Source organism: Glycomyces luteolus, from assembly GCF_027622875.1.
In the GTDB taxonomy this organism is placed as follows: Bacteria; Actinomycetota; Actinomycetes; order Mycobacteriales; family Micromonosporaceae; genus Glycomyces; species Glycomyces luteolus.
The window spans coordinates 236,270-250,482 of record NZ_JAPZVP010000008.1 but is presented as its reverse complement, the minus strand read 5'-3'; the positions used below and the strand labels follow the sequence as shown (position 1 = coordinate 250,482).

9 protein-coding genes, 1 tRNA gene and 1 pseudogene are annotated in these 14,213 nt (G+C 67.9%); 6 read left to right on the top strand and 5 right to left on the bottom strand.

The window, feature by feature from the left end:
- Window positions 1-93: 93 nt before the first annotated feature.
- Window positions 94-1,788, bottom strand: coding sequence for a type 2 periplasmic-binding domain-containing protein (locus O1R50_RS12625; RefSeq protein ID WP_270110413.1), 1,695 nt, complete (start codon window positions 1,786-1,788; stop codon window positions 94-96).
- Window positions 1,789-2,030: 242 nt separating this feature from the next.
- Here O1R50_RS12625 and O1R50_RS12620 point away from each other — a divergent pair, with 242 nt between their 5' ends.
- The 3 genes and pseudogenes from O1R50_RS12620 to O1R50_RS26335 form a co-directional block, all read left to right on the top strand.
- Window positions 2,031-3,278, top strand: a complete 1,248-nt coding sequence (locus O1R50_RS12620; RefSeq protein ID WP_270110412.1) for an ROK family transcriptional regulator — start codon at window positions 2,031-2,033, stop codon at window positions 3,276-3,278.
- Window positions 3,275-5,500: an alpha-galactosidase gene (locus tag O1R50_RS12615; RefSeq protein ID WP_270110411.1), complete on the top strand. Its 2,226-nt coding sequence runs from the start codon at window positions 3,275-3,277 to the stop codon at window positions 5,498-5,500. Before O1R50_RS12620 ends, O1R50_RS12615 begins: the two co-directional genes overlap by 4 nt.
- 495 nt (window positions 5,501-5,995) lie before the next feature.
- Window positions 5,996-6,175: pseudogene (locus O1R50_RS26335) on the top strand (transposase); the annotation flags it as partial.
- A 67-nt stretch (window positions 6,176-6,242) separates the two neighbouring features.
- Here O1R50_RS26335 and O1R50_RS12610 read toward each other — a convergent pair.
- Entirely contained in the window at window positions 6,243-6,572 is a 330-nt protein-coding gene (locus tag O1R50_RS12610; protein ID WP_270110410.1) for a hypothetical protein, read from the bottom strand.
- 381 nt (window positions 6,573-6,953) lie between these two features.
- Window positions 6,954-7,310 (bottom strand): hypothetical protein, encoded by a 357-nt coding sequence (locus O1R50_RS12605; RefSeq protein WP_270110409.1) that lies wholly within the window; start codon window positions 7,308-7,310, stop codon window positions 6,954-6,956.
- Here O1R50_RS12605 and O1R50_RS12600 point away from each other — a divergent pair.
- Complete coding sequence (locus tag O1R50_RS12600; RefSeq protein WP_270110408.1) at window positions 7,310-7,822, top strand: tyrosine-type recombinase/integrase; 513 nt, start codon at window positions 7,310-7,312, stop codon at window positions 7,820-7,822. The genes O1R50_RS12605 and O1R50_RS12600 overlap by 1 nt on opposite strands.
- Window positions 7,823-7,890: 68 nt before the next feature.
- Here the strand turns inward: O1R50_RS12600 and O1R50_RS12595 are convergent.
- Window positions 7,891-7,965, bottom strand: a tRNA-Val gene (locus O1R50_RS12595).
- A gap of 220 nt (window positions 7,966-8,185) precedes the next feature.
- On the opposite strand from O1R50_RS12595, the gene O1R50_RS12590 reads away from it, so the two are divergent.
- Window positions 8,186-10,513, top strand: a complete 2,328-nt coding sequence (locus O1R50_RS12590) for a rhamnogalacturonan lyase (protein WP_270110407.1) — start codon at window positions 8,186-8,188, stop codon at window positions 10,511-10,513.
- A gap of 226 nt (window positions 10,514-10,739) precedes the next feature.
- Entirely contained in the window at window positions 10,740-12,977 is a 2,238-nt protein-coding gene (locus O1R50_RS12585) for a hypothetical protein (RefSeq protein WP_270110406.1), read from the top strand.
- Window positions 12,978-13,026: 49 nt separating this feature from the next.
- On the opposite strand, the gene O1R50_RS12580 is transcribed toward O1R50_RS12585, so the two are convergent.
- Window positions 13,027-14,064, bottom strand: a complete 1,038-nt coding sequence (locus tag O1R50_RS12580) for an ABC transporter substrate-binding protein (RefSeq protein WP_270110405.1) — start codon at window positions 14,062-14,064, stop codon at window positions 13,027-13,029.
- Between the last annotated feature and the right edge of the window lie 149 nt (window positions 14,065-14,213).

Below are 14,213 nucleotides of genomic sequence, written 5' to 3'. Positions count from 1 at the left end.
TGAGGGGTTGTGCCCAATCGGTCGTTTTGCCCGGGGGTCAACTGCGGGGGGGGGGGGGGGGGGGCGCCGGGGGGGGCCCCCCCGACCAGTGCGCTACTCGTCGCCGTAGACGGCCAGGTACGCGTCGGTGTAGTGCTGGCGCGCCTCTTCGCCGCCGTTCTTGAAGTACGTCTCGACCATCTCGGGGATGGAGGAGAGCTCGGCGCGCCCGAAGGCGATGTCCGACTGCTGGTCCCACAGGGTGGTCCCGGCGGCCTTCGCCGCGGCGGGGGCCTCGATGCGGATGCCCTTGAAGGGGGGCTCCACGATGTACTGCTGGATCGAGGCGTTGTACTCGAAGCGCGCTGCGACCATGTCGGGGTCGCCGGTGAGGAACGTGTCGACCTGGGCGAACGCCTTGTAGTTCACCGGGTTCTGGACGACCTCGCTGCCGACCGCGGTGAACGCGGGGTTGCCGTCGGCGCCGATGTCGAAGTGCTCGCCTTCGACGCCGTAGTTGAGCAGTTCGTGCTCCTTGGTGCCGTACGGTGCGGCGGCCCAGTTGGCGACGTCCAGGATCTCCTCGACCTGCTCCTTGGAGAGGTTCTTGTTGAGGAAGGTCCAGCCGCTGATACCGGCGGACACCGTCACGATGGGGGTGCGGCCCTTCGCGGCCAGCGGCGGGAGCGGCGCGACCGCGCCCTCGGCCTCGCCCTTCTTGACCAGCAGGTTGTAGTCGTTCCACCGGACGAGGTTGTCCTGGGTGAACATGACCTGTCCGGCCTGCTGCATCGCGGCGGCGTCGAGGGTCCCGGTCGGTGCGTCGGGGTGGATGAGCCCTTCGTCCCACAGGGTGCGGCGGAACTCCATGAGTTCGGTGAACTCGGGCCGCTCGATGTTGTTGATCATCTTCTTCTGCTCGGGGTCCCAGTTCCAGCCGTCGATGCCGCCGAGATTGAACCATTGGCCGATGAACCAGTCGAGGCCGACGGTGGCCCACCGACCGGCCGAGTCGTCGGTCCAGGCGCGGGCGACCTCGAGGAACTCTTCGACCGTGGTCGGCATCGCCAGGCCCTCGGCCTCCAGGAGGTCGGTGCGGGCGAGGATGCCGTTGCCCTGGCCGCCGCTGTAGGTCATGGGGATGGCGTAGATGCCCGCGGTCTCGGGGTCGTCGGGGTCCTTGGACCACACGGCCTGCCCCCACGATTCGGACGGGAGGGCGGCGAGGAGCGGCCAGCGCTCGGCGATGTCGCCCTGCACGATCTCGGTGAGGTCGTAGAAGGAGTTGACGACCGTTTCCTGGAAGCTGCTGAAGGAGCCGGTCATGTAGTTGAACAGCTGGATGCCGTCGCCGTACTCGTCGGCCTTGACCCACTGGACCGCCGTGTCGCCGTAGGTCATGCCGTCGCCCTGGCGGAGCTTGACCACGGTGCCGCCCCAGGCTGCGGCGACCGCCGCGAAGTAGGGGTCGTCCTGCGAGGGGGCGGCGCCCCAGCACGGCACGGTGATCTCGTACGTGCCCTTGCCGGAGGGCAGGTCGGTGATGGCCTGGACCGGCTCGGGATACGAGGTGAAGGCGGAGGGGTGGTGCGGCGGCTCGCCGACCAGGTCGGGCTGGACCGGCAGCGGCCAGTCCTCGTGGGTGGGCAGGAAGTCGAATCCGTCGCTCGTCTGGGTGGAGCCGCCGTTGGACTCGATGTCTGAGCAGGCGGCGATGACCGGCAGGCCCGCGGCCCCCGCGGCCCCGAGCCCAGCGGCCTTGAACAGTGAGCGGCGCTTGAAGGGCGCCCGGTCGGAGGGATTAGCCATTTTCGCTGACCTCGTTGTTGCGAAGGGATAGGGAGGGACGCAGATCAGGGGAATTGAGGTATGTGGATCCCTGACCTGGTGCGATGTACGGTACGCAGATGTCGCTTAGTTTGTCAACTAGCCGTACCAAGTATGCGCCGCGAATTCGGTAGGAAAATAGTTATGAACTAGACATATAAGGGCATAGATCGGTGATTGAGCGCCCCGATAACGTTGGCTGAGTACAAACCGAGGAGAACCCCATGCAGACGACGTCGCCACCGCAAGCCGAGGGCCGCCCGCCCGGGCCCTCCCTCAGCGGCCTGGAGCGCAGCGCCCTCCGCGAACTGCTGATCCACGGTCCGAAGTCCCGCGCGGAGATAGCGCGGACCATCGGCATCTCGCGGACGAGCCTCACGGTGGTCATGCGCGCCCTCATCGAGCAGGGCCTGGTCACGAGCGGCGCGATCGAGCTGCGGGGGGCGACCGGCAGGCCCAGCGAGGTCCTCCACATCCGCCCCGACGGCAGGAGCTTCCTCGGCGTCAAGTTGACCAGCGACAGGCTCTTCGCCGTCGTCACCGACCTCAAAGCGCAGGCCCTCGCCGAGTTCGACGAGCCCCTGGCGTCGCGGAAGGTCGAGGACGTCGTCGAGCAGATCGGCGGCGCCTACGAGCGCCTCTCGGGCGAGTATCCCGGCATCGCCGCAGCGGGGATCGGTCTCGCCGGGGACGTCGCCTCCGCGGGCGGGAGCCAGATCGTGCTGGAATCGCCGTTCCTCGGCTGGCGCGAGGTGCCGCTGGCCGACCTCGTGAGCGAGCGCCTGGGCGTGCGCGCCGCCGCGGAGAACGACGTCCGCGCCCTGACGGTGGCCGAGCACTGGTTCGGCATCGGCGTGGGGTACGAGTCCATGGTGCTCATCACCGTGGGTACCGGGATCGGGGTCGGCATCGTCGTGGACGGGAAGGTCGTGACCGGCGCCAACGGCAGGGCCGGCAGCCTCGAGCACCTGCCGGTCGACCCGAGCGGACCGCGGTGCGAACGCGGGCACCGCGGCTGCCTGGCCTCGTACCTCTCGAACGCGGCGATCGTCGGCGCCCTGCGCACCCCCGGCCTGGACTACGCGAGCGTCGTGGACCTCGCGCGAAGCGGCGACCCCGCCGCCAAGCAGGCGTTCCGCGACGCAGGGCACGCGCTCGGCGTCCTGGTTGCGACGCTGGCGAACACCGTGGACCCCCAGAAGATCATCATCACCGGCGACGGTATCGCGGTGACCGAGCTCGCGCGGGCCGAACTCGACGCCGCGGTCGAGGCGGGCCGCCACCCCGACAGCGCACCGATCACCCTCGACATCCAGCCGTTCGAGTTCGACGAGTGGGCCCGGGCCGGGGCCGTGCTCGCGATCCGGGACTTCCTGGGCCACGATCAAGAGTTAGTGTTCTATATTGACAAAGTCATGCGGCTTGTCGATACTTGGACGGCCCCGAACACGTCCATCGAGGAGTCCGCATGACTGAACCGCGAGCCGTCGTCGAAGTCCCCCACTTCAGGCAGGCCGCCCCGGCGCCGAGCGAGGTCGCCGCGAGCGTCCCCGATGGCCTAGACGACAACGGGAAGACCCGGATGCTCTGGGCCGGAGGCGTATCCGTGGTCGTGCATCTGCCCGAGCACGGACTCCCCGAGGTCCTGCACTGGGGCCGGGACCTCGGCGACCTGAGCCACGGGGACTTCGAACAGCTGCGCCAGGCCCGAACCCGCTCGGTCTCGCCCAGCGCGCTCGACGCTCCCTGGCCCCTCACCCTGGTGCCGGGCGAGCAGGACGGTTGGGAGGGACGCCCCGGCCTCGCCGCGCACCGTGCGGGCCAGGCCCAATACCCCCGATGGACCGTCGCCGACTCGGGATTCGAAACCGATGTGGACACAGGGACGCTGCACCTCCGAGCCGAAGCCCCCGGCCTCCTCCTCCGCAGCGAACTCCATCTTGACGACGCCGGAGTCCTGCGCATCGCGCATGAAGTCGTCAACACCGGAGATCGGCCCTTGTCGCTCGCGGCGCTCGAAGCCGTGATGCCCGTCGACGACCGCGCCGCGGAAGTCCTCGACTTCACCGGCCGCTGGACGCGCGAGCGCGTCCCCCAGCGCGGCCCACTCGCGCAGGGCAGCCGCGTGCGCGAAACGCGGCGCGGCCGCACCGGCCACGACTCCCCGTTCGCCCTCATCCTGGGCACCCCCGGTTTCGACGCCACCGCAGGCGAACTGTGGGCGGTGCACCTCGCCTGGAGCGGCGACGCCGTCTACCGCCACGACGCCCTCCCCGAAGCGCGGACTGTCCTCGGCGCGGGGCCGCTCCTGCGGCCCGGCGAGATCGAGCTCGCGCCAGGGGAGTCCTTCCGCACTCCCGACGCCGTGTTCGTCTGGAGCGACCGGGGTCTCGACGGCCTCGGCGACCGGTTCCACCGCTCGCTGCGGGCCCGGCCCTCGCACCCGCGCGAGGCCCGCCCGGTCGTCCTGAACACCTGGGAGGCCGTCTACTTCAAGCACGACCTCGACCGCCTGGAAACGCTGGCGCGCACGGCCGCCGGCATCGGCGTCGAGCGGTTCGTGCTCGACGACGGCTGGTTCCTCGGCAGGCGCGACGACTCCGCCGGGCTCGGCGACTGGACCGTCGACCCCGAGGTGTGGCCCGAGGGCCTGCACCCCATCGTGCGCACCGTCCGCTCCCTCGGCATGCAGTTCGGCCTGTGGTTCGAGCCCGAGATGGTCAACCCCGACTCCGACCTCGCGCGCGAGCACCCCGAATGGCTGCTCCAGCCCCCGTCGACGCGAGCGTGGCGCGGCCAGTACGCGCTCGACCTGACCAACCCCGAGGCGTTCGACCACCTCCTCGGCTCGATCTCGGCGCTCGTCGGCGAATACGAGCTCGACTACATCAAATGGGACCAGAACCGCGACCTCATCGAGGCCGTCCATGATGGACGCTCGAACGTCCACCGGCACACCGAATCCGTCTACCGGCTCCTTGACCGGCTCCGCGAGCGCCACCCGATGCTGGAGATCGAATCCTGCGCCTCCGGCGGCGCCCGCGTCGATCTCGGCATCCTCGACCGTACCGACCGAGTGTGGGCCTCCGACACCAACGACCCGTTGGAGCGCTTGGCGATCCAACGGTGGACGGAACTGCTGCTGCCCCACGAACTCATCGGATCGCACATCGGCCCGCCGACCGCCCACACCACCCACCGGGCGTCGACCCTCGACTTCCGCATCGCGACCGCCCTGTTCGGCTCCTTCGGCATCGAATGGGACATCACCGCCTGCACGCCGGACGAACTCGACCGGCTGCGCCACGCGGTCAGCTGCTACCGCCGCCTCCGCGGCCTTCTCCACACTGGGACGCTCAGCCATCCCGACACCGGCGACGACGGATGCACCGCGACTGCCGTCGTCAGCGACGACCAGAGCCATGCGGTCATGCGCATCGCCCGCCACGCCACCGGGAACCGCGCACTCGCCACGGCACTCCGCGTCCCGGGACTCGATCCGGGGCGCCGCTACCGGGTCGCGCCCGTGCCCGAGTTGCCGGTGCCGAGCGGCCTCGACGAAATCCCCCCGCCCTGGCTCTCGCAAGGCGGCCTCCGGCTGCCCGGTTCGGTGATCTCCGAAGTGGGACTGCAACTCCCGCTGCTCGCCCCCGGCGAGGCGCTCGTCCTCGAGATCATGGATCAGGACGCGTAACTCAGTCAGTCTGAGAAGGCCCAAGGCTGCGAAGTCGACTACGAGTCACCAGCCAGTGGTCGGCGACTTCAACCGAGCCTCGAAAAAGGATCGCCTGTGACCGGGAACTGCCGGTCACAGGCGATCACATGGGCCCCGTGAGGGGGGCCTGCAGCCGTTTTGCCATCCGCGCGGATTGGGGGATAAGCCCAGGGGATGGGCGTCAGATAGCGGGCGACGCACAAGAAATCACAATATTTCCTGCGCGTCGCGATCTTCTTCCCGCCCGACGCGGTCTCCTTCGCGGCTCGGTGCCCGATCGCCGCGGTGACGAGAACGCCGCCCACGGGACCGAACCTACCGGCCCCGCTGCACCGCCGAATTATCGGTAAGGTCACGAACTCGGCCATCAACTTGTCGAGGATGTCGACCCGCTGATTTGGAACTGGTTTCAAGTTCTGCGACGATCGGACTGGTTGGCTGACTGAGGGTTTCGGATTGGTTCGTTGAACGGGCATGGCGAAACCCTGGGAGATTGACGATGAACTATGGATCCGTATCGAGGCGTTGTTCCCGGTCCGCCGGTTTGGGAAGCGCGGCTCGATTTCCCCTGACGGCCGAGGATGCTTGCAGGGTGTCCTGTTCGTGCTCTACACCGGTATCACCTGGAAGCATCTGCCGCCCGAACTCGGGTTCGTCACAGCCTCCCGTCGGGACCGACCTCGACCGCACAATCCGCGGGACAGACACTGAGGTATTTGCCCTAAATGCGACGCGACCTTGCCCAGATGACGAAGAGGCCAGCGAGCGCGCCACCAGCGATGAGGAGTCCGAGAGCGAGCGCTTCGATGCTCCAACCGTGCTGCTCCGTGTGCGGAGTTGCGACTTCTTCGCAACGTACCTCGGTTGCGCCGCCCTGCTGGAAGCCTTCCTCCGAGTGAACGATGTATTCAGTCCTGCAGGTATCGGTTGCGAGCACCTCCTGACCCTCCCACGTCCACGTGGTGGTCTCATGCGGGAACGCGCTATGCGTCTGTATCAGGCCGAGCCCGAGGACTATCAGGAGTCCGATCACTACCCTGCGAGTCATCATCTGGACCTCCGATCTCATTGCACATGGTCTCGTCGAAGGATATGAACGAGCCGGGGGACCGGTCCCGACCGACCACCCGGTTCTGCACGACCGACCCCTCGCTGCCTTCCCCGGCGGGCGAGATCCGACATCACGTCATCGGTCACATACAAGCGCCACCCATGCTCTGCAGCGAATCGGGCGGCGGTGGTCGATTTCCCGGGGCCACTGGTCCCCCCGATCCAGTAGACATCCCGCAGCCGCTCCTGCAGCTCACTGGTCTCATTCGAGATGGATCCGACATGGCCTACCCAGCTGCGCAGACATGGCCTCAAGTTGCTCGGGAAAGGCGACCAGGTCCTGGGCGGCCTTGATGCCGGGCACGTTCCCTGCGAGCTGGTTTCAAGATTCTTCTGAGTGTTCGCGTTCGGCTAGGAATTCGTCGATGAGGACGAACAGCAGCTTGAGCGCCTGCCGATCCTGCTCCGCGGTGAGGGCATCGAAGACTTGATCTTGACCGGGGAACGCGAGTTGTAGAACGATCGAGGTCCAGATCAGCGGGGAGGAATGCCCGAGCCGGGCCAAGAGCCAGTCACGGATTCCGTCGAGCCCGCGGCCGCCGGCGCGCTGCGATCCGAGATCGTAGCCATGGAGAAACTGGGCCATGCGCTCGTAGGTGACTCGGCCCGTGAACATGCCGGGTCGTTGCGCGATGAGGGCGAGGTATTCGCGATCGGTCAGTGCGGCAGGGTCGAACATTGGCGTCCTCGAAAGCATTGAGGGTCAGGGGGGAGGCGGTCAGGATATCCGCCGAAGTTTGGCGCTCGGTCCGCAAGAAGGGCGACACCAAGAACGAGAAAAGCCGCCGCACGATCGCCCTCCCGTCCCACGTGGTCGCGATCCTCCTCGACTACTCGGTGAAGCAAGTCGAGTCGCACAAGCGCAATGGCCATGAACACGAGGGCGTCGTCTACATCGTCGGCACTCGGCACGACACCGTGAAGGACGCGCGCATTGTGCGCCGCTTCGTCCAAGCAATCGTGAGAGAGGCCGAGATCGAAGGGGCGTGGGTCCCTCGGGAACTGCGACACACCTTCGTGTCGGGGATGTCGATCCAGGGCGCGAGGGAGCAGCTCATCGCTGACCTGGTGGGACACAAGAAGACCTCGACCACGAGGACCGTTTACCGGCACCAGCTCCGGCCGGTCATCACGGCGGGCGCGAACCTGCTCGATGTGGTCTTTGAGGAGGAGTTCGGAGAGGCCGAATAACACCGGCAATGGCCCCGGATTTGGCGACAAAGAAGGCCCGGCGGATATCCGCCGGGCCTTCTTTCTGCTGGTGGTCGATACTGGGATCGAACCAGTGACCCCTCGCGTGTGAAGCGAGTGCTCTCCCGCTGAGCTAATCGACCGGGACGAGGTAGAACTGTACCGGAGTCCGTTGCGGGGGAGTCATGTGGGGGGCCTGGCGTACCTGCCGTCACAGGCGGGTGGTTGGGAAGCGCTTGACAGGCGGGGATGAGGTCGATAGTCTTCGATGCGTTAAATCGTTTCAATTGAGGTCTGAGCGCGTCCCCTCCAAGACTTCGACGCGTTTTCGCAGGCCTCGTGCGCTTTCGAGGAGCCCCTTCCATGAGTCCTCCCTCCATGTTCCGCAAGGTCGTCGCAGTGTCGCTGGTCGGCGCGCTGGCCGGGGTCGGGATCACCGCCTCGGCGCAGTCGCACGGCGGCGGCCGGCATGACGACGTCCAGCTCGAGCGGCTCGACCGCGGCCTGATCGCGGCCGTGACCGGCGACGGCGTCTTCCTCAGCTGGCGGCTGCTCGCCGACGAGGTGACCGGTTATAACGATTCAGGTCTGACCGGCGCGACCTTCAAGGTCTACCGGGACGGCCGCAAGATCGCCACCGTCACCGACTCCACCAACTTCCTCGACGAAGCCGGCGACGCCGACTCGGAGTACAAGGTCGTCGCTGTCAAGCGCGGCTGGCCCATCGACGTCTCCGACACCGTGACGCCCTGGTCCGAGGGCTACCTCGACATCCCGCTGCAGAAGCCCGCCGACGGCGTCACCCCAGCCGGGGAGGCCTACCGCTACAAGGCCAACGACATCAGCCCCGGCGATCTCGACGGCGACGGCGACTACGAGTACGTCGTCAAGTGGGACCCCTCGAACTCGAAGGACGTCTCGCAGGTCGGCTACACCGGGCCCGTCTACATCGACGCCTACACCCAGGAGGGCGAGCTGCTCTGGCGCATCGAGCCCGGGGTGAACATCCGGGCCGGCGCCCACTACACCCAGTTCGACGTGTACGACTTCGACGGCGACGGCATCTCCGAGGTCATGCTCAAGACCGCGCCGGGAACCAAGTCGACCTCGTATGTGGAAGACGGCGAGGAGCGCTACATCACGCTCCCCGAGGACGACGTGGAAGCGGGAGTCACCCACCAGGACGACTACCGGCTCTCCGCCGCCGGCTACTACGACCACCTCGTGCAGATGTTCATGGACTGGCACGAGCACCCCGAGGTCGTCAAGGGCGACTGGCCCGCGACCATCGAGGCCGCGCTCGGCGCCGACGCGCAGTTCGACTTCGCCTACCCGCTCTCGCAGGCCGACGCCGAGACGCTCGCGGACCACTTCATCGACGTCTACGCGCCCTCGCGCTCCACCCGGAACCAGCTGCGGAACTTCGCCGGGTTCGTCCTCTCCGGACCGGAATACCTGACGGTCTTCAACGGGCGTACCGGCCTGGAGATGGACACCATCGACTTCCCGGTCCAGCGCGGCGACGACGGGCTCGAATGGGGCGACTACGCCATGGCCCGCATCGAACCGGGCAACCGCGTCGACCGGTTCCTCTCGGGCGTCGCCTACCTCGACGGCGAGCACCCCTCGGCGATCTTCGCCCGCGGCTACTACACGCGCACGACCATCACCGCGATCGACTGGGACGGCGAGCACCTGGAGCAGCGCTGGCAGGCCGATTCCGGCCACGCCCCGATGTCCAACCCGTTCAACGGCTCCCCGCACGGCGTCGAGGGACCCGACCCCGAGTGGGGCACCCTCACCACGCAGGGCGACCACTCGCTGAGCGTGGCCGATGTGGACGGCGACGGCAAGCAGGAGATCGTCTACGGGGCCGCGACCCTCGACGACGACGGCTCGCTGCTCTACTCGTCTTACGCGACCATGCCGGAGAACGCCAACAACCCGGGCACGCTCGCGAAGCTCGGCCACGGCGACGCGCTCCACGTGGGCGACTTCGACCCGAACCGCGAAGGGCTGGAGATCTTCTCGGTCTTCGAGGGCGGCGCCTGGGCGCCGTACGGGTACGCGATGCGCGACGCCGAGACCGGCGAGGTCCTGTGGGGCGGCTATTCCGGCCGCGACACCGGGCGCGGCATGGTCGGCGACATCGACCCGTCGATCCCGGGCTACGAGGCGTGGGCTTCGCTCCCGCCCGACCAGGCCGGGAACCCCGAGGGCCTGTTCACCGTGACCGGCGAGCCGATCGAGGCGCCGACGCCGGGCACCAACATGAACATCCGCTGGGACGCCGATCTGACGACCCAGCTCGTGCACGGCGCGGACGCCGCCACCGTCGAGGAGACGACGATCCGCGACTACCAGGACGGCGTGGTCCTCGACGCCGCCGGGACGCTCACCAACAACTACACGAAGGGCAACCCGGGCCTGGTGGCCGACGTGCTCGGCGACTGGCGCGAGGAGCTGCTGGTCCGCACCGCCGACTCCAGCGCGATTCGCGTCTTCACCTCCACCGAGGTGACCGGCCACAAGCTGTTCACGCTCATGCACGACCCGCAGTACCGGGTCGGCGTGGCGAACCAGCAGACCACCTACAACCAGCCGCAGTACCCGAGCTTCTACCTCGGCTCCGACATGGATTTCGCCGAAGTCGAAGTGCCGGACTACTACACGCCCCGCTACTGGGGCTGATCCGACGGATCGGGACAGGGGGCGGGCCGCGAACAGCGGTCCGCCCCCGTCCCGTGCGGCCCGTGCCGGGTCTACTCCGGAAATAGACATGGGATGATACGAGGAATTCACTCTGAAGCCTTGCTTTCGACCCGCTGTTGCGGTTGAGTGAAGATCGCCCCCATCATCATTCGCCTCCGGCGCGCCCTCGCGCCGAGGTCCCGTACGACAGCATTGGAGTCTTCCTGTGCGTTCCCTCAGACGACGAGCCCGGCTCGCGGCGGCCGCCGCAGGCGCGGTCATCGTCGGCGCCGCCGGATTCGTCTTCGCCTCATCCGCCTACGCGGACGTCGACATCGTCAACATCGGCGAGGTCCAGGGCTCGATCGCCAACGGCGACACCGACTTCACCTCGCCCCTGGCCGGACAGACCGTGTACGTGCAGGGCGTGGTCACCCAGGAGACCCTCGACCCCTCCGGCAACAAGGGCTTCTTCCTGCAGGAGAAGGCCGACGCCACGGACGGCGACCCGCTCTCCTCCGACGGCATCTTCGTCTTCAACAACAAGTTCTCCACGGTGCGCACCCTCAACGGCTCGCCCGCGCAGACCGAGCTCGGCGCCAACTGGACCGTCAAGGTCGGCGACGAGATCGTCGTGCGCGGCGTGGTCGGCAACTACTTCGGGAACATCCAGTTCAGCGGCGGCTCCACGTTCGTCTACGACGTGGTCGCCTCCGGGCTGGACCCGCTCGCCGAGATCGAGACGGTCGAGGTCGACCCGCCGGACGACGCGAAGGCCTCCACCGAGTACTTCCGCCGCCACCTCGGCATGCAGCTCACGGTGCCCGCCGACTCGGTGGTCACCGCCGGTCGCGACGTGTACTCCAGCGGCGGCGAGGTCTGGGCGATGCGCGGCGACAGCGAAGCGGCCCAGCAGGACGGCTACGCCGCTCGCGCCTACCGCGACGCGCACCCGCTCGACACCGTCGAAGGCAGCTTCGACGACGGGAACGGCTACCTGTTCGTCATGGGCGACATGGGCATCCGCGCCACCGAAGGCACGAACGAGACGATCATCGCCCCGGCCAAGACCTACGACGTCATCACCGGGGCCAACACCGGCGGCGTGTACCTCTCGTTCGCCAAGTACGGCATCCAGGTCGCGAACGACCTCGCGCTCGAAGGCGGCCTCGAGCCGGCTGAGAACGAGCCGGTCGAGCCCGCGGGCCGGAACGAGGCCACGATCGCCTCGTACAACATCGAGAACCTCTACGACTTCCGCGACAACCCGAACTCGGGCTGCGACTACACCGGGAACGCCGGCTGCACCGACGCCGAGGACCCCGAAGGGAACGTCAAGCCGCCGTTCAACTACGTCCCGGCCTCCTATGAGGAGTACGAGGAGCAGCTGCTGCGCCAGGCCGGCCAGATCGTGGACGATCTGCACAGCCCCGCGATCCTGATGACGCAGGAGGGCGAGGCCCAGGACGTCTGCTCGGTCAACCCCGAGTGGACCGAGGACTCCGACCTCGGCGCGGACCGCCTGGTGTGCGACCTGGTGAACGCGAGCGACGCCAACACCGGCGGCGACGGCGCGCCGGACTCGATCCAGGAGCTCGCGCTCGTCATCGCCGAGTACGGCGGCCCCGACTACACGGCCGTGGGCGACCTGGACTCGGCCGACACGCGCGGCATCATGACCGGCTTCCTGTACCAGCCCAAGCTGGCCGGGCTGTCGAAGGTGAAGGACTGGGACCCGGTCTTCGGCGCCGAGCCGGAGGTCGAGTACCCGACCGAGGCCGACGCGATCAACGCCGACGTGCAGAACCCGAAGGCCCTCAACGCGGCGCTGCCGCAGGAGGTCATCGACCAGTGCAAGAGCTCGGGTGTTTACGCCTGCAACGGCTTCGACGTGTTCAGCCGTCCCGCCCAGGTCGCGAAGTTCTACCTCAAGGACAACCACGGCTTCAAGGCCTCGGAGATCTTCCTGATCAACAACCACTTCTCCTCGAGCCCGAACACCCGCGTGCTGCACCGCACCGAGCAGGCGAACTACCTTGCCGCGATCAGCTCCGCGATCCTGGACAACGACCGCCGGGCGAAGGTCCTCGCAGGTGGCGACCTCAACGTCTTCCCGCGTCCGGACGACCCGTTCGCCGAGGGCCAGACCATCGCGGGCGACTGGGTCGGCCCGTCCGACCAGCTCGCGGGCCTGTACGAGCACTCGGGGCTCTCCAGCATGTACGACTACATGGTGGAGGAGCACCCCGAGGCCGCCTACTCCTACACCTACATGGGGCAGACGCAGACGCTCGACCAGATGTTCGTCTCGCCGCGGCTGCTGCGCGAGGTCGAGTCCGCGGTGTCCGCGCACATCAACTCGGACTACCCGGCCGACGCCCACGAGTTCGGCGAAGCGCCGGCTTACGGCAACTACGGTGTCTCCGACCACGACCCGTCGGTGATCACCATCGAGATCAGGTAGCGCAGTGAAAGGGGCGGGTCCGGCAGGACCCGCCCCTTTCGCATTGGCTCTAGACCAGCTTCTTGGCGTTCTGGATCGCGGTGGCCAGGGCCTCGATGGAGGCGGCGGCGAGGCCGTAGGCGTACATCGGCTCGGCCTCCCAGCCCACGATCTGTCCTTCCTGCACGGCCGGGAGGGCGGTCCAGGTCGGGAACTCGGTGAGCGCGTCGGGCTGGAGGGCCTGCACGCGGTTGTCGAGCAGCAGCACGTCGGCCTGGTACTTGTCGGCGTTCTCCCACGAGAGGAGCTCGTAGTAGTTCCCGGTGGCCTCGTCCAGCGCGTCGGGCACGATCAGGTCGACGCCGAGCTCGACGAAGAAGCGCAGGTCGTTGCCGGTGGCCGGGTTCGAGGCGTAGAAGGTCTCGGCGGCGGCCGAGCACGCGAGGACCTTGACCGGGTTGGCCGCGGCGGCGGCCTTCAGGGCCTCCACGGCGGCGTCGTAGCGTTCCTTGTTGGCGGCGTTGGACTCCGAGTCGAGGTCGGCGCCGAGGGATTCGGCGAGCTCGGCGTGGCGGGCGATGATCTGGTCCTGCGTGTTCGCGCCGTCGTCCACGTTGAGGGCGGTGACTTCGGCGAGGCTCGTGATCTCGTCGTGGCTCTCCTCGGGCACGTACCAGAGGGTCGCGGGGTCGTAGTAGAAGTGCGTCATGAGCACTTCGGGCCCGTAGGCGGCGAAGGCCTCGACGTCGAACTCGCCGTAGACGTTGCCGAAGACCTCGAGTTCGGCGACGGGCAGGTTCCCGGCCTGGGTGGTGGCCGAGCCGTCCTCGTTGGTGGTGGGGCCGAAGACGGCCGGGACCTCGATGCCGAAGTCGTACAGCGCGGCGGCCATGCCGGTGAAGGCGACGATCTTGGCCGGGGTCTGGTCGAGCTTCACGGTGGCGGGCTGGTCGTCCGTGAACTCCCAGGGCTGCGATTCGGCAGCGTCGTCCCCGGATTCGTCGTCGCCCGCGCCGCACGCGGCGAGGACGCCGGTGAGTCCGAGGGCGCCGCCGCCCGCGAGCAGGCCGCGTCGGCCGAACTTGACGCTGTCGGCATCGAAAGCCATGTGAGTGTCTCCTTCTTGAAGGGGGTTTGAGGGGCCGGACTGGGAACGGCTCGCGGACGCAGCCCGGCCGATCTGAGGTTAGGCTAACCTCATCAGATTCTGGCGTGCTGCATCGGGGTCCTCACGTGGCGTCAGCCACTGGCCCCGCG

Coding starts and splice junctions, on each gene's coding strand:
- O1R50_RS12590 (WP_270110407.1), top strand. CDS start 8,186: ATGAGTCCTCCCTCCATGTTCCGCAAGGTCGTCGCAGTGTCGCTGGTC.
- O1R50_RS12580 (WP_270110405.1), bottom strand. CDS start 14,064: ATGGCTTTCGATGCCGACAGCGTCAAGTTCGGCCGACGCGGCCTGCTC.
- O1R50_RS12610 (WP_270110410.1), bottom strand. CDS start 6,572: ATGATGACTCGCAGGGTAGTGATCGGACTCCTGATAGTCCTCGGGCTC.
- O1R50_RS12625 (WP_270110413.1), bottom strand. CDS start 1,788: ATGGCTAATCCCTCCGACCGGGCGCCCTTCAAGCGCCGCTCACTGTTC.
- O1R50_RS12605 (WP_270110409.1), bottom strand. CDS start 7,310: ATGTTCGACCCTGCCGCACTGACCGATCGCGAATACCTCGCCCTCATC.
- O1R50_RS12620 (WP_270110412.1), top strand. CDS start 2,031: ATGCAGACGACGTCGCCACCGCAAGCCGAGGGCCGCCCGCCCGGGCCC.
- O1R50_RS12615 (WP_270110411.1), top strand. CDS start 3,275: ATGACTGAACCGCGAGCCGTCGTCGAAGTCCCCCACTTCAGGCAGGCC.